The organism is Mariniplasma anaerobium, assembly GCF_016865445.1.
In the GTDB taxonomy this organism is placed as follows: Bacteria; Bacillota_I; Bacilli_A; order Acholeplasmatales; family Acholeplasmataceae; genus Mariniplasma; species Mariniplasma anaerobium.
Genome location: NZ_AP024412.1, coordinates 1,681,283 through 1,702,874 on the forward strand (window position 1 = coordinate 1,681,283; position 21,592 = coordinate 1,702,874).

The following is a 21,592-nucleotide window of genomic DNA, read 5'->3' on the forward strand; positions in this document are numbered from 1 at the left end:
TGTACTTCCATAATCAGTTATTTATTTGTTAAAGATTATTGAAAATCTGCAACGTTTGTAGCATCAACTGCAACGTAAGATACACGTACAGCTTTAGTTCCAGTAGCGCTGTCTAATACCCAGTCAGTACCTTCTAATACATCATTACCTAAAGCAGCATTAATAGCTAAGTCTAAAGTAGCTTGAGCTTGTTTAACACCATCATTAAGAACTGTACCATTCATATCGCCTGATACGATTTTAGCTAATGCTTCTTCTAATGCATCAACACCAAAAATTGGAATTGAAACTTCAGCGTTTGTCATAGCTTGGATTGCTCCAAAAGCCATACCATCATTATTAGAGATAACTAATTCGATTTGACTTCCAAATGATCCTGATAACCAAGTAGCCATTGTTTCAGCAGCTTCTGTAGTTGACCAAGTTGTTGAAGGTTGAAGAGCTAATTGATTTACAGTGATTCCAGCATCAGTAAATGCTTTAACTGATTCTAAAGTACGAGCTTCAGCATCTGGATGGCCTGGTTCACCTTTTAATAATACATAATCTAAAACGCCATCAGAATTTAAATCCCAAGAAGCGTTTGCTTGCCATGCAGCAACCATCATTTCGCCTTGGATAATTCCAGCTTCTGCACTATCAGTACCAACGTACCATACTTTATCATAAGTATCCATAGCGCCAGCAACAGTAGATTCTTTGTTGAAAAGAATTAGAGGGATATCTGCATCTTTAGCTTTTGCAATAATAGTCGCTGCAGCTGCAGGGTCTACTAAGTTAATTGCTAATACGTCAACACCTTTAGTGATGAATGTATCTACTTGATTGTTTAATGTAGCTTGAGATCCTTCTGAATCCACTACGTCTAATTCTACGCCTTTTTCAGTTGCGTATCTTTCTAATTCTGGACGAACAACGCCATTCATGAAGTTATCATTGAATGTATAGATGTTTGCACCAATTGTAACTGTGTCATCATCTGTTTGACATGCTGCCAAAGTAAATGCGAATAATAAAACTGCTACTAATGTTAAAACTTTTTTCATTTTTGTTTCCTCCTATTTTTTTTTAAGCGCTTTCATCTTATCAATATTTGTAAGCACTTACAATGTAAAATGTTACTCAAACTTTGTGAATTTTTACTTTTTACATTTAAAACATATAAATCTAACAAAAAATGAAGTCTTTATGCTAATCTTCTTCCTCATAACGCTTGTAATCTACCCAAATATATTTTCCATCTTCTATTTCAAATGATAATGTTGTTAAATCAGTATTATTTAATATAGCTTGCGTAAGTTCAATTAAAATTAAACTCATTGTCTGTGAATCATTAATGACAGTACCATATAGATATCCACTTTCTAAATAAGGAGTCGCATCTGCAATACCATCAATTCCAATAACTGGGATCCATGTGTCAATATCGTGATCTATCCGATCATTTTCATCTATATCTATAAATAACTCATTTTCAACCATTGCGTCAATTGCTCCAAGAGCCATTGCATCATTATTAGAAATCACTAATTCTATTTCTACTTCTAAATCAAGCAATAGTTTATTCATGCCATCATAAGCTTTATCTCTTTGCCAATCACAAATTTCTATAGATAATATTTCAAGTTCATATCCATATCTTTCAAGTTCATCAACAATAACTTCAGTTCTAATTTCGGCATCTTGATGTCCTTGTTCACCTTTGAAAATCACTAATTGAATAACACCGTCACCATTTTTATCTTGATCGCTTAAGTTATATGGATTTCCAAAAAGTTCTATAACCATCTCTGATTGAATGATTGCACTGTTTTCAGCAGGCGCACCTAAATAATACAATTGATCCCAACTGTTCATATCTTTTTTTATCGGCTCACGGTTGATAAAAATTAATGGGATATCACGTTTTTGAGCTTCATCTATAATCGTATATGCTCCTAATCTATCCACTGGGTTAATAATTAAGAGTTGTGGTTGATCGTCTAATAAACTTTCAATGATTTCATTTTGAATCAATTGAGAGTTTTGAGAATCATATGCTTTGATATCTACATTGCCAATTGCGTCTTCTAAAATGTAGTTTTTAAATTCTAAAATATAAGGGTCAGTCTCATCATATAAGATAAGTGGTATCGTATTATTTACAGATTGGCATCCAGACATAACAAATAGTGAAACACTTACTAATACAAAAATTATAATTTTCTTCATTATTATATTGCCCTTTCTTTTGGAATGCTTAATCTAAAAATAGTTTTTTCATCAAGTTCGCTCTCTATAATAAAATCAAAAGTTTCACCATAGTAAATTTTCAAGCGTTGATATACGTTTCTTAATCCGATGCTCTTACTTAATTGTCCGAATTTAATACTTTGATATAACTCATCTATTGTTTCATCTGGAATTCCATATCCATCATCTTCGACTTCTAAAATAAGTCTATCATCTTTAGTAAATGCACGTATCGTAATCATCCCTGAATTGTATTCAGTATTAATGCCATGATATATCGCATTTTCTATTAATGGTTGAAGACTAAGTTTGACGACTTTATATGCTAAAACTTCATCTTCGACTTCAAATTTAAAATCAAATTTATCATTATATCTTATTTTTTGAATGAGTAAATAATTTCTTGCATGTTCTAATTCTTCTTTTAGTAATATAATGTTTTCTCCTCGAGAAATGGAAATGCGGAAGAACTTAGATAATGCAACAACCATTTCAACAACTTTATCATTTAATTTATTTTCAGATAAATAAACAATTGAGTCTAATGTGTTATATAAAAAATGAGGATTGATTTGATTTTGTAAAGTTTGAAATTCAGTTTTTCGTTTTTCTTTTTGTTCTGTAAGTACTTTTTCCATCAAGGATCGTATCTCTTCAATCATCGCATTAAAACTATGCGCAAGGACGATAACTTCTTTTTGTCCTGATATCTCAATAGATTGATAAAAGTCACCAGACTCAATTAATTGCATATGATCTTTCAATCTGTTAATTGGCTTACTAATGCCGTTTGCAATCAAAGAGGTTACTACAAGTGTTACAGCCAATGTAGAGATAGTAATCACAACTAAAATGATTAAATTTTGTCTTTCAGTTTGATCAATAAGTTCAGTATTAATAAATGTCGCAAGCACCCATCTTGTATCTTGAAGTGTATTTGCGTTTACATACATGCTAAGTCCATTAATAGTAACACTTTGTCCGCGGAAAATATCTCTTGCAATTGATAAACTTTCACATTGATTGGTTTGACAGTCTTCTAAATCAGAATAGATTAAAGTATCATCATCATTTAAGATAACAATATGCCCACCTTCACCTAAATTTGTCGTTTCAGTTAGTTGAATGATGCTTGATGTATTAATATCAACAACTAAAATTGCACTAGATTTTACACCAGCTACATAATAATCAACGATCTTAGTTACAGTAATCACTTCAGCATTAGAATTTTTTAAAATATCTTGTGGATGTGGAGAACTAAAATGATAAATCAAATCCACACTAATAACATCTAAATACCAATCTTTTTGTGTGATATCATCATCTGTAATATCTTTAAAGGAACTATTGACGATTTCGCGTCCCGCAAAATCAACTAAAACAATAGTTTCAATATCTGTTTGAACATCTGCTGCTTGTGAATAAATATCTTCTAACAAATAGTTTTCATTTTTAAGACCATGTTCAATTGTTTTTTGTTGAATATAATCTGCTGTATCAATTACTGAAGCTATATAATTTTCGAAGTTTAAAATAATTTGTTTGTTAATTTCTTCTGATGATGTTTCACCAAGTTCTTGTGTCGTTCTTTGATAATTTACAAATGTCAAATATGAAGATGCCATTAAAGTGATCATTACAATTAAGACTGTTGGAATTAATATACTACTTCGTATGGAAGCATTCTTAAATATATTACGCATTAGTTCTAAACTCTTTCGGGCTTATACCCTCATATTTTTTAAAACTATGACTGAAATAATAGACTTCATTATAACCAACCATTTTTGCAATATTGACGATTTTCTCATTTGAAAATCTTAATAACTCTTTTGCTTTTTCCATACGATATTTAATTAATTCCTTATTAAATGTCACACCTTTTTGTTTTTTCAATAACATACTTAAATAAGATACACTTATATTTAATTCATTTGTTATCGTTTCTAAAGAAATATTTGAATCTGTATAATTTTTTTCAATATAATTATAAACTTCTTCTACAATCTTTTCTGTTTTATCTACTTGTGATTTAATATTCTTTTTTCTCATATTTAAAATCGCATTATAAATATATGCTTGTAGTTCTTTAACATCATTTATTTTGAGCATTTCTTCAATGATATTTCCTTTGATAACATCAGAGACATCAACGTTAATTGAAGCAGCAAAGTTAATTAAACTATTTGCTAGCTTAATAATAATCAATTGGGGATCTAAAATATATTGTTTCTTCTTTTGTGATGAAAGATCTAAAATTTTGGATATATTCTCTTGAATCTCTTCCTTTTCACCGTATTTTAAAACATATTCAAATTCAGTTAATGCTGATTCATCAATTAAAATATGTTTGTATTCTTTTTCTTCAATATCATTATAATATACGATTTGTCCCATATTAAAGTATTTAGAATGTCTTAATGCTTTTTCGCTTTCACGATATGCATTTGGATATAAATAAAACTCATGAATAATTTTAGATATACCGATATCTAAAGTTGTCTGGCGATATTCTTCTGCATATTTAATGATTTCATATAACTCTGAATCAATATCTGATTCATTCTTAATGCTTGAATCTTCTAAGAGAAAAACGACACCTTCTGGAATCAAAAAGTGATGATTATATGTAAAGTTTTTAAATACTTTTTCAACTAAGCTACCTATGAAGACTTTTGTTTCTTCTGATGTATTAATATCAGCATTAATATCAAAACCAATCATTCCAACTAAATAATTGCCTCGATCTAAATTGATACCATATTGTTCTAAATGAGAAATATCATTTTTATTTAATGCGCCTTTATATCGATAACTACTTAAATATGAATTAATAAGCATAGGAATAGATTCATTATACTTTTGATGGATTAATTGTGATTTTGATAAAAAATCGAATTCTTGATCTAAAGAAATTTTTAAGTTCTCTAAAAAAACGTCAATATCTTCACTAGTTACTGGCTTCATTAAATAACTAACGACTTTTAATTCAATCGCTTTATATGCATAATCAAATTCATCGTATCCAGAAATAAATGCTACTTTTGTGGTTGGATAATCACGTCTTATAATACGCGCTAACTCAATACCATTAATAAACGGCATTTTGATATCAGTCAAAACAACATGTGGTTTATATTTTTCAATAAGTTCTAAAGCATCATATCCATTGCCTGCTTTACCAACTACTTCAAAACCACTTTGAGGATTTATTTTCGATAAAATTCTCCCACGAACATCATCTTCATCATCAACTAATATCATTCGATAATTATCACTCATAAATTCACCTACTTAACTTATTTAAAAACTTCTATTTTATAATATTAACTTTATTGCTAGTTCTTAATTCTACCTTTGTAATAATTATAACATGTTTGAACACATCTATTATGATAAATTAACACAAACATAGAGTTCTATAAATCTTATAGATAACTATACTTATTCACTTAGTATAAAAAGAAAATAACAAAAGTTAAAAAACTCTTGTTACTCTCTATTATTGATTTATACCTTTAAATAATAGTTATGTAAAAAGGATGGTGGCTAAAGATAGGCTGTCCATAATAGCTAATTTTTTTAATAAGTCATTATAACGTTTTAACTCAGAATTTTGTTTTTCTATTAGGCGTCTTGAATTTTAAAGTTCATTGTTTAGTTTAGTAATTTCGTTATAAACTCCAGAATCATTAAGTTGCATTTGCTTACGTAACACTCTGAGTTCATTTAAATTAGCATTATTGAAACTAATAAGGTCTTCAAGGATTTCTTCGACATGATGTTGATCTTGTATGCCAAAAACATACATATGGGTCTTTGATTTATATCCATTTAAAAAGAACGGCATCTTTTTATTCTTATCTGTCATTTCGATGCGATGATTAAATGAAACTGACTTTTCTTTTATATCGTTTAAAAACACCTCACATGATTTTTCATATGCTGGATCTACATATTTAAATAGTAATTCATTTTCTTTAAAAATTTTTATAGATTTAGTTTGATATATTTTTTGAATTTGATATGTATCATCAAGTATTGCAAAAAAACCTTCTATAATATTAGGATTCATGAGCTGTTCCTACGAGAGTATTGCCTAAATCTACAGCCAATTGTGCATTTAAAGCAAATCCATCAGCATTGATCTTTTTCCACAAATCAGGTGAACCGTTGAAAACTCGACCTCCAACAATCACTTTAACATGTTGAAGTTGTTGATCGTTTCGAATCTCTCAAATGATTTGTTGGACATCATCTAACTGCATTGCCGTTGTTAAAGATATAGCTAGTAAATCAACAGAATTAAGTTTTAGCTCTTTAATGATTTCAGAAACAGGAAGATTAGATCCAATGAAAAATGTATCCCATCCATCCATTTCAAAAAAATCTGCAACCATTCTCATCCCAATCTCATGGAGTTCGTTTCCAACACATACAGCAACCATCGCATGTGTCCCTTCCATTCTTTCTTCAAAAATGCTTGAATACATTTTACCAATAATTTGTTGAATAAGCGCTGTGATATAATGTTCTTTTGCAACTGTAATTTTTCTATGCTGCCATAAAACACCAACTTTATATAACGTTGGTTGTAAAAGTTTAAGATAAACCTCTTTAGGTCCAAATTCTTACATATAATCCATTACATATTTTTCAGCTAAATTACTTTTCATATTTACAAGATAATTTAAAAAAATATCATCTTCTATTTCTTCTATAAATAAATCATTATAAGAATCTTCATATACAACACAACCTTTACGAAAAACGTCTAACATATCAAGATTTGATTGATCTAAAAACTCTAGAAGTTCTTGTTCAATCAAATAAAACACTTCTTTCATTTTGATCATATTAAAACCCAAATGTTTTCCTAAATCACCAAACCATTGCATAAAATTAGTAAAAATCGCTTCATCTTGAAATTCATAAGAAGTTCCAAGATATTCAAACATATATGAAACATCTTCCTTATACTTGAATTCCATTGCTATAATTGTCGGATTTTTTTCTAAATCTTTTGCATAAATCAAATCACTTAAAATATGACGTTGATTTATAAGTCTCTTACCAACTAAAAGGTTTTCCATAATTTTTCTCCTTTATAATTCTTTAAAATATTTTAATGTACACATTGAGAAAATAAATAGCAACACCAAACAATATTGTAAATACTGGAACTAAGATGATAAACTTCTTTTTCTGTGTTTTGTGATGAAATGTTTTCATCCCTAGAAATGAACCTATTCCTCCGCCAATTATAGAAAAAGTTAATAAAACACTTTCTTTAATTCTCCACTTTTGTCTAATCGCTTTTCTTTTATCAATCCCAAAGAAAATGAATGCTAATAAATTGATTAAAACTAAATAGCCAATAAATAATTCCATTGAGATCTCCTTATTTTAATTAGACTTTAATTTAATGAATATTTTAGAAATAATAGGATCAAAATGTTTGCCTATACCTTGTGCTATAATCTCTAAGCTTTTTTCTTTTGAAAATGCTGGCTTATATGGTCTTTCACTAATGAGTGCATCATATACATCCACAACTGCAACAATACGTGCAGCAAGCGGTATTTCATTTCCTTTTAATCCTTCTGGATATCCCCTTCCATCCCATCTTTCATGATGAGATTTCGAAATTTGTAAACCTAAAGTAATAAACATATTATCCTTATAATCTTTTTCTATTTCTTTTAACATCTCATAGCCTTTAGTTGTATGTGTCTTTATCACTTCAAATTCTTCTTTCGTTAACTGACCCGGTTTATTTAATATCATATCAGAAATTGCAATTTTCCCGATATCATGTAAAGAACTAGACAACATAATCGTATCTAAAAATTCTTTTTTTACTAAGTTATTGTTTTCATAAATTGAGTTAGGAAGTTTTTTAGCTAATAAATAAGAGAGTTTACTTACTCTGTTGATATGATTTCCCGTTAATAAATCTCTTGACTCAGCAAGCTTTGCTAGCGTGATGATTGTCGCAGTGTGATAATTTTTTGTATCTTCATATTGTTTATATATTTGTTTTTCTAAGACTATTTTTTCACCCATAATTAATGATTCTTGATAAAAATGATTTAATCTATATTGCTCAAAATATCGCGATCCAACAACTCCAATAAAACAAAAAGAAGAATAAAATATTAAGTTTTCTATAATTACTCCAATGTTAATATCGCTAAATAAAATAGTAAGCATTAAAAAGGAAAAAAGAAGGAGTCCAGCAGTAATTGAAGAATATATTGTTCTTAATCTTAATAAAAAGAAATTCAAAGCAAAAACAAGAAACAATCCACCATAATAATAATTTGGTTCCTTAATTGTAATAATCATAAGAATTATCCCAAGTCCAGCAAGATAAGTTAAAGCCATTAAAACATACTGATATATGTATCTAAAACTTTTATGAAATGAGTAAAAAAAGCCCATTAAGACTAAAGGGACTACTAAAATAAATCTAATTTTTAAAAAATATGGAACGTATTGAGGGTAAAAATTAAAATCAATGATTGTAAATAGAGCGTATAAAAGTGTACCAAGTAGTAAAACAGGTCTTATATATTTAAGATCTTTTTTAAACGCATAGTCTTTATACTTTTCTTTTTCTATATCTCTCATATGTATATTAGTCATATGATCTCCCTTTAATAATAATAGAATAGAATTAATTCTATCGTCGTAAATAAAAGCCTCTACATTAATAATACATGATTAAATTATTTATTTAATTACATTTTTCTTACTTAAACTTAAAATTCACTTAATTTGGTGTAAAAACGCTGATATATACCATTATTATAGTATAAAAAAGAGATAATCGTTCATGATTATCTCTTTTTTGTATTTAGTTATATGTAACTTTTATAAATGCTGTAATTTATTTTATGTTCACTATTCCATTAATTCTCCAATGATTTCTAATTCATCCAAAAGACTTAATGCATGTGGTGAGACTGCAAATACAGTTGTTACATCAGTACCTGCAACTGCTCCATTATGTGTACTACTTCCCCATTCATCTGTCACATCATAAATGATTCCATCTACTGCAATATATGCTTTATTACCATTTTTACCATCATAAGCTAAAAGTTCATCAAGTGTATAATAAACTGTTAAATCTTCAGAAAGAACGATATTGCCTACAATTTCTAAATCAGCTAAGACAGATTCGCCATGAGGTGCACCCATGATTGCATCAGTCGCATCACTACCGGCTAGAACTCCATTATGTTCTCCGTTTACCCACTCATCAGTAACATCATAGATAACACCTTGTACGACAACGTATGCTAAGTTTCCATTTAATCCATTAAATTCAGCTACTTGCTCAATAGTTAGATATAATAACTCATCTTGATTATTGTTTGATCCTCCATCATCTAAATAATTTTCATCATTAGAGCATGCTAACAGTGCGATAGATAAAATGATCAATAAGAGGATAAAGCTTGTTTTTTTCATATAATCAACTCCTTTTATATATTGTATCTAAAAGATGATTTGTGTTCAAATTTTATGCACTAAATAAAAATTTGCAATATTCATTTCACATAAACAAATCAAAAATAGTTTTTAAATTGCGCTTTATGATAAAATAATATGTATAATACTTATGAGAAAGAAGGTTGTGAACATGAGGAATCATAAATTTATAAAATTAATGTTTGTATTTATACTTATTTTGTTATTAAGTAGTTGTGAATATTTTCCTACAGTTCCTCCTACTGATTCAACTGATCCAACTGATCAAACTGATCCAACTGATCCGATTGATATTACCGATACAACTTCTCCTATGATTACATTAACAGGAGATTCTACTATAACACTTAATGTAAATCAGAGTTATGAAGAACTTGGGGCAACTTGTATCGATGATACGGATTCTACTTGCCAAATCGTCATTGATGATTCTAATATAGATACTTCTATTTTAGGCACCTATATGGTTTATTATGATGCGACTGATGCAAATGGAAATATTGCTAATAGAGTATCTAGAACTGTTATCATCCAAGATGTAATTGCACCTATCATAACTTTACATGGTGAAGATACAATATTTTTAGATATAAGTGATACCTACATTGATTTAGGTGTAACATGCAGTGATAATTATGATTTAGTTTGTGATGTCACAATCGATGATAGTGCTGTCGATATGACAACTATAGGTACATATATTGTTTACTATCATGCAGTTGATTCTAGTTCTAATGAAATGAATATAGAAAGAACTGTAATTGTTGAAGATCATAGTGATCGCATATTAATCATCCCAACCAATGATATCATCTATCATATGCTTAATGAAGCATGGACTTATCCAGCTTTTTATGTTCCTAGTATAGGTGATTATACTGCCCTAAGATATGATGAAGTAGACCCAACAACAGAAGGCATTTACGAAATGGTCTATGATATATCTGATGAGTTAGATAACACGTATAGTTTAGTTTACTATGTGTATGTAGTCTCCCAAATGCCTTTAGAAAAAGATGTTGTTGTTCTAGAAAATTTCTACTTTACCTATCCATCAATTTTCTTACAATTAGTTGTTTATGATACTAATAATGATTTAATACTAGATGATCAAGAAATTTCTAATATAATCTCACTAGATTTAAGTCATCTTAACATTCAAGATATTGATTTTATTCAACAGTTTACTTCACTTGTCTCTCTAGATTTAAGTTATAACGATATCTATGATTTAGATTTTATGGATTCATTAGATCAACTCGAAGATCTCAACGTTGACACAAATCATATAGATTATACCGATATAAGTGTACTAACAAATAATAACGTATTAAAATCTTTGAATTTATCAAACAATATTGTTCAAGATCTTTCATTTCTAGATGGTTTGACACATCTAGAAAATCTAAATTTAAATAATAACATCATCTATGATTTATCTACTATTGGATCTCTACCATCTTTATTACTACTTGATGTCAGTGATAATCCAACTGATGATTTTGATGTTATTCTTAATTTTACAAACTTAGAATCCTTAAATATTGATCAAACAGAGATTATTGATATCACTGGTATTCAAGATCTAGATGCTTTAGAATATTTAACTTTAAATCCAAATATCGAAGATTATTTTGATATAGATTATTTGTTTAATCTATCTGAATTAAACATTCCTAATTTTGATACTGATTTAGAATACTCGTATTTCTTTGATTATCTAGAATCATTTGGTATCACTGTAAATGTAAATTCTTTAACTGCTTTTGATACCATAAATCCAAATATCTTTCTTTATGATACATCTATAAACATTAATAGTGGAGAAACATTTGATTTTGATACTCTTGATTATTACATTTATGATGCAGATGATTTATATATCTATGAAGGTTTAGTTCCTGACACATCTACATCTACACTATCTATAGGAAATCATATCATTATGTTAAGTTATACTGATTTAGATGGAAACACTTCTTCTGTTGAATTCAGCATTAATGTTATAGATACTTATGATTTAGGTAATATCGTTGTGTTTATTAGATTTGCGGATGAAACCACTTATGTGGCACCAAACACTTATACTTATTATTACGATTTATTTAACGGACAAACAAACTCATTAAAAGATTACTACTTAGAAGTATCTAATGAAACATATGAAATCGATACAGTATTTCCTTCAACTGACATTGTTTTTTATACCGACACATATGATAGAGGCTATTATCAACCGTATGATCGTTCAAAAAATAGAATCGGATATAGCACTGATAGCCAGAAACATGATAGGGAATATGCATTATTATCTAACTCAATTTATTGGTTAGAGGCTTCTGGATTAATAGATGAATCAGTTGTACTTGATTATAATAACGATGGTAAAGTTGATGTTGTTACTTTCTTAGTTTCTGGACAAGTGGATGATTGGGCTGATTTAATTTGGCCTCACCAATACGCTTTTTATGACAGTTATGATGGTTATGGAGATTTCAGTAATGATGCTCCTTCAATCAATGGATCATACGTATTTGGATATACCTTCCAACTTATTGGAGATAGTTTAGAGGAAAGTGAGTACTTTAATCTAGGTGTATTTTGTCATGAAATGTTCCATGTGATTAACGCAACGGATCTTTATCATTACTACTCAGATGATGATTTCAGTTCTGTTGGTAATTGGGGTATCATGGATGCCACATCAGCCACTCCTTCTCATATGTTACTTTATATGAAAGAATACTATGGCGGTTGGGAACAAGATGACTTTAATGTATCAACAGATGGCACATACACACTTAATGTTTCTACTTCTTTAACAGATAACTTAATCATCATTGATTTAGGATATTCAAATGAATATTTATACATAGAATATCGAACACAAACAGGTGAGTATGAAGTTAATCTACCTAATGAAGGTGTCATCATATACCGAGTTGATAAAGATTATGAAGGCGATGGTAATGTTGAAGGATATTATAGCATAGATGATATTGGTTTAGACGAAGTGTTTGTCTTTAGACCACTCACATATGATTTATCGCTATATACTAATAATGACATCTACTATATCGTTGATGATGGAGATGTGGATCAAGGTATGCTTCAACTAGGATCTAATGATGAAGCAGGGCCAGGTACAAATATTCCACTATTCTATAGTGATGGAACAAAAATTAATATTAGTATTAATCTTATATCAGAAGATTCTGATTTTGTAGAACTCTCAATAGATTTCTTAGATTGATATTATAAATTTAAAACTAAAAAATAACCAAGTCGATTAAGACTTGGTTTTTTTTATTATTATTTTTTTATATGTTTATCTTTTAAAGCAAGAACTGCAAAACTAGCAACATCGTATGCATATTTTTTTGAACCAAAACCAGCATCATATCCTAATTCCTTAGCTAGCCCATGATTAATTCTAGCTCCCCCAATAATAACAATAAATTGATCTCTTACATTTTCAGCTTCAAGCAATTCAATGAAACTTGTTAAGTTTTGAATATGAACATCTTTTTGTGTAACAGTCTGACTGATTAAAATAACATCTGCTTTATGTTCTATTGCTTTTTCTAAAAGTGTTTCATTATCCACGGATCCACCTAAATTAATAGCCTTAATGCCTTTATATCTTTCAAGACCATAATTTCCATTATATCCCTTCATGTTCATAATCGCATCAATACCTACAGTATGTGCATCAGTTCCTGTTGACGCACCTATAAAGACAAGTGGCTCACTAAAATTATCTTTAATAAATATTTCAACTTCTTCTTTACTCATAACATTTGATTTGACTTCTACAACATGAAGATCATTTAAATCTATTTGATGTTCTGCTGTACCATAGACAATATAAAAACTAAAGTTTTTTCTAAGTGGTGCACTATGCACCACTGCAGCATTATGAATACCCATCTTATTTGCAAATGCTTTAGCAGCTTCTTCACCTAGTGCGTTACAAGGTATAGGAAGTGAAAAACTTAATTGGATTTTTCCATCATTTAATGTATCACCGTAGGGACGAATCATTTCTTTATGATTTGACATGATTAGCCTCCTTCAAAGATTTAATAAAATAATCTAGAATAGGGTTTTGATAGTTTTTATGCTTTTCAAATACACCATCTAATCCTTTACCGCCTAATTTATGGCGAGATATGCCTGCAAAAACACCTTTTTCTAATGTTTGAAACATACCATCATCTTCTATTTGTTGTAATAATGTTTGTGTGCTATTTAAAACATCATTGGCTCTTTTAACTATAATACCATCTGGATTATAAGTGATTTCATTTCCAAAATCTTTAAATGCTTTTTCAATATATGATGCATTGTCTAAAGCAATTGCTCTATCTGATATGAATGGTGTATGAATGGCTTCTGTCATCATACCTAATAAATGTATAGATTGCTTAGAAGTAACTGCAGCAATATTAAATAATGCATTTTGTACGGATCCCATAAAGATATCGCCAGTCATATGCTTTGTTGGTGGCATATATTTTAATGGGGCATTGGGAAATATTTCTCTTGCCATTTCAGCTTGAGCTAATTCATATAAGAAACTATTTTCTATATCTGGACTAATCTCATATGCATGACCAAGACCCATAAGTGATTCATCCATTAAAGCTTTTTTAGCAAATTGCTCATTAATAAACTGTGAAGCTAGTACGGTATGTGCATGATCATAAGCATCTGATGTTGTTAAGTAATTATCTTCACCCGTATTAATTGTTATGTTTGCATAAGCACTTAAAACTCTAGAAAAATATTGATCAACAAATGTTCTTTGCATATTAATATCTCTAAAGATGATGCCGTAAAGTGAATCATTAAGCATCATATCAAGACGTTCGATTGCACCTAAAGCTGCAATTTCTGGCATACATAAACCAGATGCATAATTAACAAGTTTGATATATCTTTTTTCTTCTAATGACACTTCATCTAATGCTTTTCTCATCAATTTAAAATTTTCTTGAGTTGCATAAGTTCCACCAAAACCTTCAGTAGTTGCTCCATGAGGAACATAGTCTAATAAAGATTGTCCGGTACTTCTGATTACTGCAATAATTTGTGCACCCTTTTTAGCAGCAGATACTGCTTGCTTAATATCTTCATAAATATTACCTGTAGCAACAATTACATATTTTTCAGGTGTATCAGTTTTTGGTGTCAGTTTAATTTGTGATTCTCTAAAAGATTTCATCTCATCAATTTTTTTTATTTCTGGTTTATAATATTGTGTTAAATTGCTTAAATAAGCGCTTTTAGACTTATTTGTATATTTTGATAAATTCAATTTCTTATGAGATACTCTTTTAGCTATCTCCAAAGGAGACAATCCATATTCATGTTTTGCATATGATATATAATGACAAATCCCTAATGATATATCAGCTTCTTCTTTAATATGATCAACCACTATATTGACTAAAGGAATACCTAACTCATTAACATCATCAACTCCAAGTAAACGCAAAACAGCTCTTTCAACTGAGACAGTTGAATTGATGTCTATAAAGTTTTGAACTTGAGTTGCTATATGACTAGCATGCAATCTACATGTTTCTATTGTTTTTAAATCTAGATTTAATTTAGACATATTCTTCCTCCATCTTCATGACATTATAGACTGGTAATTCAATTGCTTTTCTCATTTCATTCATAAACTCTTTTTCATCATAGTGATTTCCACTTGGACTAAATGGATTGATTGTTACACATAAAAGTGGGCATGTATGAATTGTAGATATATCAATCTTTAATTTAGTCATGTTTAAAAATTCGTGTTGTGAAATTAAAAGTTTTGTTGGGTCATCACAAATCAATGAAAACCCCATCATCATTTTTTGTGTAAAAAGATCAATATATTTAGATGTGATCGCACCTTTGATATATACCCAATCAATTTCAGTGTTAGTTGTTTTTAAAATCTTTTTTAAAGTTTCTATTTTTTTATTGTTAAAATTGTATAATCCAAACTTGCTTTGAACAATTAATGAAGCACTAGGTATTTTTTTAAACTGGTAAGATTTTTTTAGATTAAAAAAATCAACAATCATCTTAGTTTTTTTAATCGTTTGAGCCATGTCTGGACCTTCAGCAGCTCCAGCAGCTAATATAATCCCATCAATCACTTCAATATTCGCAAATGTTCTACGGTTAAACGCACCATCAATAAATATCTTATCAACATATTTTTTCATCAATCGAATAACTTGATTGAGTTCTTTATTAGTCGTTGGTCCAGCAATTACCATATACCCATCAGTTATAATCTCAACAATTAAAATATTCCCAAGTGCTGATGGCATTTTCGTATGCTCTAAAATTTTATAAGATGCTTTTATAGTTTCTAAGCAACTAGATGCAGTTGCAACAACCATACCCTTGCTTACAGATATCTTAGGCTTTGGTAAAAAATTGACTTGGTCTAAGTCTTCTCCATCAAGGCCTATGGATGTTAATCCTATTTTAATATCTTGATAAAGTTTAAGGATAGCATTTAGAGTTGTAGTCTTACCGCTATTTTTAGATAATCCTATAATCCCTAAAATATCCACTTTATCAATAATTCTTTTCACGAGCTATCCGTTCTTTTCTCTTTAGATGTTCTGGTTCTAGAGAAATTCTATTACCTTCTAACAATCCACTAATACCATCTAACTTATCATTTTGACAATCTTTACAATTACATTCTGATTTATAATTTTCAGGTTCACTATAAGTTGTAATAACGCCTTCAAAATTTCTAAGTATAATTTTACCTGGCGCATGCGAAATAACATAGTTAGGCATCACAGGTATCTTTCCACCACCACCAGGTGCATCAATCACAAAAGTAGGAACTGCCATTCCACTAATATGGCCTCTAAGTCCTTCAATGATTTCAATTCCTTTAGATACTGATGTTCTAAAATGTTCAATACCAACTGATAAATCACATTGATATAAATAATAAGGTCTAACTCTAATTGCAATCAAATTTTTAACAAGCTTTCTCATTGTATGAACACAATCATTAATGCCTCTTAATAAAACAGATTGATTGCCTACTGGAATACCTGCATCAGCTAATAAATCAATTGCTTTTTTACTTTCAGGTGTAATTTCATCAGGATGATTAAAATGAGTGTTAACCCAAATTGGATGATATTTTTTAAGCATATTCACAAGTTTTTCAGTCACTCTTTGTGGCATAACAACTGGTGTTCTTGTGCCAAAACGAATCACTTGAACATGATCAATTTCTCTTAGTTTCTTTAAAATATATTCAATTCTTTCATCACTTACCATAAAAGCATCCCCACCACTTAATAATACATCGTTTACTTCTTCGTGACTACGTATATATTCGATGGCTTGATCAATTTGACTCACCTTAAGTTCAGCATCTTTAGTTCCCGCAAATCTTCTTCTTGTACAATGTCTACAATATGTTGAACACATATCAGTAATTAAGAAAAGGACACGATCAGGATATCTATGTGTTAATCCTTTAACTGGAGAATCATGATCTTCTGCTAATGGATCCCATAAATCATTTTTACCTGTAATTAATTCAGATCCAAAAGGAATAGCTTGCTGTCTGATTGGACAATGAATATTATCAGGATCAATTAAGGTTAAATAATATGGTGTAATTGCCATTCTTAAATGTCCTAAAATATTTAGAATAGTTTTTTCTTCATTTTCAGTTAATTTGATGTATTTCTTCAAATCTTTTGCGCTTTGAATTCGATTTGATGTTTGCCATTTCCAACTATTCCAATCCTCATCTGATACATGATTAAAATATTGTTTTCTTCTCTCTAGATGACTTTCATTTAAAATAGATTTCATATAAACCTCCTAGGCATAGCGTGTCATAAATAAATCAAATAGTTGTTTGTTTTGTTTCAATATATCTAACGTAATATTTGCATGATTCTTAGTGTATCCATTACCAATAATCATTGTAATATCTTTACCTATACCCTCTGCACCTAATGCAGCTTTAGTAAAGGAAGTTGCCATGCTAAAGAAATATACTGTTCCTAATTCTTTTGTACATAAAATAGATGTCATTTCTGTGTTCTCTGTGTTTACTACATTAATTGTTAAATCTGCAAGTTGTCCATTGGTAACTTCAGATAACTTTTCATAAACTTCAACACTACTTGTTGCACTTTCAACAATGATTGAATCAAAAAAGTGAAGTGATTCTAATTGTTCAACTTGACTTTGTTTTCTAACAAGTCCAATAACTTTACCATTTGGACCAACTTGATTTTTAGCCTCTAGTGCGCATAGTAAACCACTTTTTCCGTTTGCTCCAATAATAAATACAGTATCACCTTTTTTAGCTAATTTTCTAACTTGAGCAGGTGCTCCAGCTACATCAAGTGCAGCTAAAACAAATTTTTCATCTAGATCATTTGGAATGATTGCATAAATGCCTGAATCAAATAATATAGCTTGGCCTTTAATTTTTACTTGTTCATTAGTAATATTAATTGAGATAATTTCTTCAATTTGAAGAGGTGTTAAAGATAGAGATACTAAAGTAGCAAGTTTTACTCCTGGTTTTAAATCTTTTCCAGAAAAGTCTTTCCCTACTTCTTTAACCATACCGATTAACATCCCACCACTTTTAGTTACTGGATTTTGCATTTTGCCTTGTTTCTTAACGATTCCTAAAATCATTTCCTTCATCAATTCTGTATCTTGATTACATGCCTCTTTAATTTGATGAAATGATGCTGAATCAATATTAAGTGTATTAACTTCAATTAAACATTCATTGTCATAACAAATAGGTGTTGAATCAATCTTAAAAGCTGCTTGAGGTAAAATCCCCTTTGGTTCAATAACACGGTGTGTTCCATATTTACATAATTTTTTCATCTTTCTTCTCCTTGATATTTAAAATTTCTCTTGTCTCTTTTGGAGTCGCTATCTTTCTGTTATATGTTTTAGCTATGTCAACAACTTTTTTAACAAGTTCTTGATTGCCTTTAGCTAATACACCTTTTGATAAATAGATATTATCTTCTAATCCTACACGGACATGACCACCATGAGCAATTGATAATTCGGCCAACGGAAACTCATATCTTCCAATACCTGCAACACTAAATGTTGCATCTGCTGGTATACTTTCTCTTAGAAAATGAAAATCTCTTGCTTCTCCACTCATACCTCCATTAACACCTAATACAAAACTAAAATGCATTGGATTATAAATAAAGCCTTTTTTATTTAATCTCAAAACTGAATCAATATGCCCTTTTTCAAAACATTCTAATTCAGGAACAATTTGTCTTTCATGCATGACTTTTGCAAAATACTTAATATCATTTTCTGTATTAATAAATATGTCATCCCCTCCAAAATTAAGAGTTCCGCAGTCCAATGTAGCCATTTCAATATTTAATTGAGTCGGTTGGAGTCTTTCATCCTTTTTCATGCCTACTGCCCCACCTGTTGATGGCTGAATAATAACATCTGGGCACTTCTTTAATATTGCATCAATAGCTTCTTTATATCTCATTTTATCTTGAGTAGGTGTTCCATCATCATTTCTTACATGTAAATGAATGATAGCAGCACCAGCTAAATATGCTTGATAAGCTTGTTCAGCAGTTTCTTGGATTGTATAAGGAACATATGGATTATCTTCTTTTGTAACCTCCGCACCAGATATTGCGCATGTAATAATAAGTTTATCCATGTTTCACTCTCATCTTATCTTTAGGTACAATACATGTTCCTATAGCTTTTGTTGTTAAAACTTTTTCTTTTAAAACATCAGCTGCACTTGGATTGATATCAGGTCTTGCTGATATAATCTTATGACATGTAAACTCCATTTTTCTTGAAGTTGTTCCTACTTTAATAATTTCACCTGTAATTTCTATGAAATCTCCTGCATATAAAGGTGCAAGAAAATCAATAGATTCATATGCTCTAAATAATCCTTCATCTCCATCATGGATAATAAGCAACTCAGTTGCTACATCTCCAAATAATGCAACAATTTTTGCACCATCAACAAGATTCCCTCCATAATGTGCATCGTGTTGACCTAATCTTAGTTTATGTATTACTTTTTCCATCTTTATACCTCCATGATTTTCACATCATCATAAATGAGTGTGGCTTCTGTTTGTTCTATGATCTCTTGAATTGAAACATCCGGGTGTCTTTCTATTAAATGTAGACCATCATCACATACTTTAATAACTGCAAGTTCTGTGACAATTAAATCTACAACTTTATAAGCTGTTAAAGGTAGACTACATATTTTTTTAATCTTAGCTCTGCCTTTGTTCGTATGTGTTGTTGCGATAATCACTCTTTTAGCTCCTGTAACCAAATCCATGGATCCACCCATACCAGGAACTAATTTTTTAGGAATAATCCATGATGCCATTGAACCTTCTTCATCAACTTCTAAAGTTCCTAAAACTGTAAGATCTAAATGTCCGCCTCTAATGATTGCAAATGAAGTTGCTGTATCAAAATATGCTCCATTATCTTTTATGGTTGCATATTGACCACTTGGATTTGTTAAGTTTATATCAATTTCATTTTCTTGGGCTAAAGGTCCTAATCCAAGAATCCCATTTTCACTTTGAAGAAATACTTCAACATTTTCATCTATATAATTAGCAACCAATGAAGGAATACCAATACCTAAATTAACTAAATCTCCATCTTTTAACTCTTTAGCAACTCTTTTAGCGATAATCTCTTTGATATTATCCAATATGCTCACCTCCAACAAGGTAATCAATAAAGTTATGTGGTGTTATAACCACTTCAGGATCTATAGCGTTAACTTTATGATCTACCATTGCAATAACCTTATGTGCTGCTGTTGCGATGATAGGATTAAAATTTCTTGCTGTTTTTGCATATGTAAGATTACCTAATGCATCAGATTGATAAGCGTTGACCAATGCAATATCCGCTCCAAGCGCTTCTTCTAATAAGAATTCTTTGTTAGCTACAGTTATCACTTGCTTACCTTCTTGAATAGATGTTTTAACACCAGTAGGTGTTAAAATCCCACCTAACCCGGCTCCATAAGCTCTAATTTGTTCAATTAATGTTCCTTGAGGCACTAATATGACTTCTAGTGCTCCTGTACTCATTTGCTGACCTGCAAAAGGATTTGTGCCTATATGGGATGCGATTACTTTTTTCACTTGATTATTCGCAATCAATTTCCCGACACCTTTATCAGGGTATCCTGCATCATTACAAATAATTGTTAACCCTTTTACATTTGTTTCAACAACCCAATCAATTAGTAATTCTGGAGTACCACAAGTTAAAAAACCACCTACCATGATTGATTGATTATCTTTAATTAGCGACTGAAATTCTTTCTTACCAATCCATTTATTCATGAACTTTTTCCTTTCTTGGCATCAGCATTGCTTCTCCCGTAAGCATACACTCATTATTTTCATCAAATATTTCAGTTCTAAATATAACTCTATTTTTTTCCATAATGATTTCTTTAACTGTAACTAGTACTAAAAGCTTTGTATCTGGATATACGGGTTTTAAAAACTTTAAAGACTGTGAACAATAAATAGTACCTTCTCCGGGGTACTCCATACCAAAAATTTTAGAAAATAAAGAACCAATAAACATTCCATGAACAATAGGTTTTTTAAATATAGTTGTTTTTGCATAATCCTCATTAAAATGAGCATCGTTCATGTCTTTTGTTAACTCCCCAAATGCAGCAACTTCTTCCTTCGTGATCATCCTCTTATAGGACCTTTGATCTCCAACATGCATACTTTTAATCATTTATATTCCACCTTTCCACTCAAAAATA

Annotated in this window: 21 protein-coding genes and 1 pseudogene; 1 reads left to right on the forward strand and 21 read right to left on the reverse strand. The window is 30.0% G+C overall.

All coding sequences use genetic code 11. The annotated features are described in order from the left end of the window. Positions 1 to 35 precede the first annotated feature (35 nt). The 11 genes and pseudogenes from MPAN_RS08065 to MPAN_RS08110 all read right to left on the reverse strand — a co-directional run bounded on the left by MPAN_RS08065 (position 36) and on the right by MPAN_RS08110 (position 9,714). Positions 36 to 1,046: a substrate-binding domain-containing protein gene (locus MPAN_RS08065; protein ID WP_176239338.1), complete on the reverse strand. Its 1,011-nt coding sequence runs from the start codon at positions 1,044 to 1,046 to the stop codon at positions 36 to 38. Positions 1,047 to 1,191: 145 nt separating this feature from the next. Next, positions 1,192 to 2,211, reverse strand: coding sequence for a galactose ABC transporter substrate-binding protein (locus tag MPAN_RS08070; RefSeq protein ID WP_176239339.1), 1,020 nt, complete (start codon positions 2,209 to 2,211; stop codon positions 1,192 to 1,194). 2 nt (positions 2,212 to 2,213) lie between these two features. Then, positions 2,214 to 3,938 (reverse strand): sensor histidine kinase, encoded by a 1,725-nt coding sequence (locus MPAN_RS08075; protein ID WP_176239340.1) that lies wholly within the window; start codon positions 3,936 to 3,938, stop codon positions 2,214 to 2,216. Further along, a complete protein-coding gene (locus MPAN_RS08080; protein WP_176239341.1) occupies positions 3,931 to 5,517 on the reverse strand; it encodes a response regulator in 1,587 nt (528 codons plus the stop codon). Before MPAN_RS08080 ends, MPAN_RS08075 begins: the two co-directional genes overlap by 8 nt. A 361-nt stretch (positions 5,518 to 5,878) precedes the next feature. Beyond that, positions 5,879 to 6,310, reverse strand: a complete 432-nt coding sequence (locus tag MPAN_RS08085; protein WP_176239342.1) for a hypothetical protein — start codon at positions 6,308 to 6,310, stop codon at positions 5,879 to 5,881. A 160-nt stretch (positions 6,311 to 6,470) separates the two neighbouring features. Continuing rightward, positions 6,471 to 6,728 (reverse strand): cobalamin B12-binding domain-containing protein, encoded by a 258-nt coding sequence (locus tag MPAN_RS08090; RefSeq protein ID WP_176239343.1) that lies wholly within the window; start codon positions 6,726 to 6,728, stop codon positions 6,471 to 6,473. A 15-nt stretch (positions 6,729 to 6,743) separates the two neighbouring features. Continuing rightward, positions 6,744 to 6,845 (reverse strand): annotated as a pseudogene (locus tag MPAN_RS09075) (B12-binding domain-containing protein); the annotation flags it as partial. Positions 6,846 to 6,866: 21 nt separating this feature from the next. After that, a complete protein-coding gene (locus MPAN_RS08095; RefSeq protein ID WP_176239344.1) occupies positions 6,867 to 7,328 on the reverse strand; it encodes a hypothetical protein in 462 nt (153 codons plus the stop codon). Positions 7,329 to 7,350: 22 nt separating this feature from the next. Beyond that, positions 7,351 to 7,626 (reverse strand): DUF1294 domain-containing protein, encoded by a 276-nt coding sequence (locus MPAN_RS08100; protein WP_176239345.1) that lies wholly within the window; start codon positions 7,624 to 7,626, stop codon positions 7,351 to 7,353. A 15-nt stretch (positions 7,627 to 7,641) separates the two neighbouring features. Continuing rightward, positions 7,642 to 8,883: an HD-GYP domain-containing protein gene (locus MPAN_RS08105; RefSeq protein WP_176239346.1), complete on the reverse strand. Its 1,242-nt coding sequence runs from the start codon at positions 8,881 to 8,883 to the stop codon at positions 7,642 to 7,644. 258 nt (positions 8,884 to 9,141) lie between these two features. Beyond that, complete coding sequence (locus MPAN_RS08110) at positions 9,142 to 9,714, reverse strand: cytochrome b5 domain-containing protein (RefSeq protein ID WP_231756767.1); 573 nt, start codon at positions 9,712 to 9,714, stop codon at positions 9,142 to 9,144. Positions 9,715 to 9,886: 172 nt separating this feature from the next. On the opposite strand from MPAN_RS08110, the gene MPAN_RS08115 reads away from it, so the two are divergent. Next, entirely contained in the window at positions 9,887 to 12,988 is a 3,102-nt protein-coding gene (locus MPAN_RS08115) for an immunoglobulin-like domain-containing protein (RefSeq protein ID WP_176239347.1), read from the forward strand. Positions 12,989 to 13,047: 59 nt separating this feature from the next. Here the strand turns inward: MPAN_RS08115 and kamE are convergent, their stop codons facing one another. From kamE to MPAN_RS08165, 10 genes are read right to left on the reverse strand one after another with little or no spacing between them, the layout of a single operon-like run. Further along, entirely contained in the window at positions 13,048 to 13,797 is a 750-nt protein-coding gene (gene kamE / locus MPAN_RS08120; protein ID WP_176239348.1) for a lysine 5,6-aminomutase subunit beta, read from the reverse strand. Beyond that, complete coding sequence (gene kamD, locus MPAN_RS08125) at positions 13,784 to 15,358, reverse strand: lysine 5,6-aminomutase subunit alpha (RefSeq protein ID WP_176239349.1); 1,575 nt, start codon at positions 15,356 to 15,358, stop codon at positions 13,784 to 13,786. The genes kamE and kamD overlap by 14 nt, the downstream gene beginning before the upstream one ends. Next, positions 15,351 to 16,340 carry a lysine 5,6-aminomutase reactivase subunit KamB gene (kamB, locus tag MPAN_RS08130; RefSeq protein WP_176239350.1) on the reverse strand — a complete coding sequence of 330 codons (990 nt, stop codon included), beginning with the start codon at positions 16,338 to 16,340 and terminating at the stop codon, positions 15,351 to 15,353. Before kamB ends, kamD begins: the two co-directional genes overlap by 8 nt. Beyond that, complete coding sequence (gene kamA, locus MPAN_RS08135) at positions 16,324 to 17,598, reverse strand: lysine 2,3-aminomutase (protein ID WP_176239351.1); 1,275 nt, start codon at positions 17,596 to 17,598, stop codon at positions 16,324 to 16,326. Before kamA ends, kamB begins: the two co-directional genes overlap by 17 nt. 9 nt (positions 17,599 to 17,607) lie before the next feature. Further along, positions 17,608 to 18,642, reverse strand: coding sequence for an L-erythro-3,5-diaminohexanoate dehydrogenase (gene kdd / locus MPAN_RS08140; protein WP_176239352.1), 1,035 nt, complete (start codon positions 18,640 to 18,642; stop codon positions 17,608 to 17,610). Next, a complete protein-coding gene (kce, locus tag MPAN_RS08145) occupies positions 18,626 to 19,468 on the reverse strand; it encodes a 3-keto-5-aminohexanoate cleavage enzyme (protein ID WP_176239353.1) in 843 nt (280 codons plus the stop codon). Before kce ends, kdd begins: the two co-directional genes overlap by 17 nt. After that, positions 19,461 to 19,853 (reverse strand): 3-aminobutyryl-CoA ammonia lyase, encoded by a 393-nt coding sequence (kal, locus tag MPAN_RS08150; RefSeq protein WP_176239354.1) that lies wholly within the window; start codon positions 19,851 to 19,853, stop codon positions 19,461 to 19,463. The genes kce and kal overlap by 8 nt, the downstream gene beginning before the upstream one ends. A 2-nt stretch (positions 19,854 to 19,855) precedes the next feature. Then, a complete protein-coding gene (locus MPAN_RS08155; protein WP_176239355.1) occupies positions 19,856 to 20,506 on the reverse strand; it encodes a 3-oxoacid CoA-transferase subunit B in 651 nt (216 codons plus the stop codon). After that, positions 20,499 to 21,152, reverse strand: a complete 654-nt coding sequence (locus tag MPAN_RS08160; RefSeq protein ID WP_176239356.1) for a 3-oxoacid CoA-transferase subunit A — start codon at positions 21,150 to 21,152, stop codon at positions 20,499 to 20,501. The genes MPAN_RS08155 and MPAN_RS08160 overlap by 8 nt, the downstream gene beginning before the upstream one ends. Next, positions 21,145 to 21,564, reverse strand: a complete 420-nt coding sequence (locus tag MPAN_RS08165) for a MaoC family dehydratase (protein WP_176239357.1) — start codon at positions 21,562 to 21,564, stop codon at positions 21,145 to 21,147. Before MPAN_RS08165 ends, MPAN_RS08160 begins: the two co-directional genes overlap by 8 nt. Positions 21,565 to 21,592 lie beyond the last annotated feature (28 nt).

What these genes read in the sequence shown, in the direction of transcription:
- MPAN_RS08110 (WP_231756767.1), bottom strand. Translation starts at nt 9,714, where the DNA reads ATGAAAAAAACAAGCTTTATCCTCTTATTGATCATTTTATCTATCGCA.
- MPAN_RS08065 (WP_176239338.1), bottom strand. Translation starts at nt 1,046, where the DNA reads ATGAAAAAAGTTTTAACATTAGTAGCAGTTTTATTATTCGCATTTACT.
- MPAN_RS08100 (WP_176239345.1), bottom strand. Translation starts at nt 7,626, where the DNA reads ATGGAATTATTTATTGGCTATTTAGTTTTAATCAATTTATTAGCATTC.
- MPAN_RS08090 (WP_176239343.1), bottom strand. Translation starts at nt 6,728, where the DNA reads ATGTATTCAAGCATTTTTGAAGAAAGAATGGAAGGGACACATGCGATG.
- kamD (WP_176239349.1), bottom strand. Translation starts at nt 15,358, where the DNA reads ATGTCTAAATTAAATCTAGATTTAAAAACAATAGAAACATGTAGATTG.
- MPAN_RS08165 (WP_176239357.1), bottom strand. Translation starts at nt 21,564, where the DNA reads ATGATTAAAAGTATGCATGTTGGAGATCAAAGGTCCTATAAGAGGATG.
- kal (WP_176239354.1), bottom strand. Translation starts at nt 19,853, where the DNA reads ATGGAAAAAGTAATACATAAACTAAGATTAGGTCAACACGATGCACAT.
- kce (WP_176239353.1), bottom strand. Translation starts at nt 19,468, where the DNA reads ATGGATAAACTTATTATTACATGCGCAATATCTGGTGCGGAGGTTACA.
- MPAN_RS08105 (WP_176239346.1), bottom strand. Translation starts at nt 8,883, where the DNA reads ATGACTAATATACATATGAGAGATATAGAAAAAGAAAAGTATAAAGAC.
- MPAN_RS08075 (WP_176239340.1), bottom strand. Translation starts at nt 3,938, where the DNA reads ATGCGTAATATATTTAAGAATGCTTCCATACGAAGTAGTATATTAATT.
- kdd (WP_176239352.1), bottom strand. Translation starts at nt 18,642, where the DNA reads ATGAAAAAATTATGTAAATATGGAACACACCGTGTTATTGAACCAAAG.
- kamA (WP_176239351.1), bottom strand. Translation starts at nt 17,598, where the DNA reads ATGAAATCTATTTTAAATGAAAGTCATCTAGAGAGAAGAAAACAATAT.
- MPAN_RS08160 (WP_176239356.1), bottom strand. Translation starts at nt 21,152, where the DNA reads ATGAATAAATGGATTGGTAAGAAAGAATTTCAGTCGCTAATTAAAGAT.
- MPAN_RS08095 (WP_176239344.1), bottom strand. Translation starts at nt 7,328, where the DNA reads ATGGAAAACCTTTTAGTTGGTAAGAGACTTATAAATCAACGTCATATT.
- kamE (WP_176239348.1), bottom strand. Translation starts at nt 13,797, where the DNA reads ATGTCAAATCATAAAGAAATGATTCGTCCCTACGGTGATACATTAAAT.
- MPAN_RS08070 (WP_176239339.1), bottom strand. Translation starts at nt 2,211, where the DNA reads ATGAAGAAAATTATAATTTTTGTATTAGTAAGTGTTTCACTATTTGTT.
- MPAN_RS08115 (WP_176239347.1), top strand. Translation starts at nt 9,887, where the DNA reads ATGAGGAATCATAAATTTATAAAATTAATGTTTGTATTTATACTTATT.
- MPAN_RS08080 (WP_176239341.1), bottom strand. Translation starts at nt 5,517, where the DNA reads ATGAGTGATAATTATCGAATGATATTAGTTGATGATGAAGATGATGTT.
- MPAN_RS08085 (WP_176239342.1), bottom strand. Translation starts at nt 6,310, where the DNA reads ATGAATCCTAATATTATAGAAGGTTTTTTTGCAATACTTGATGATACA.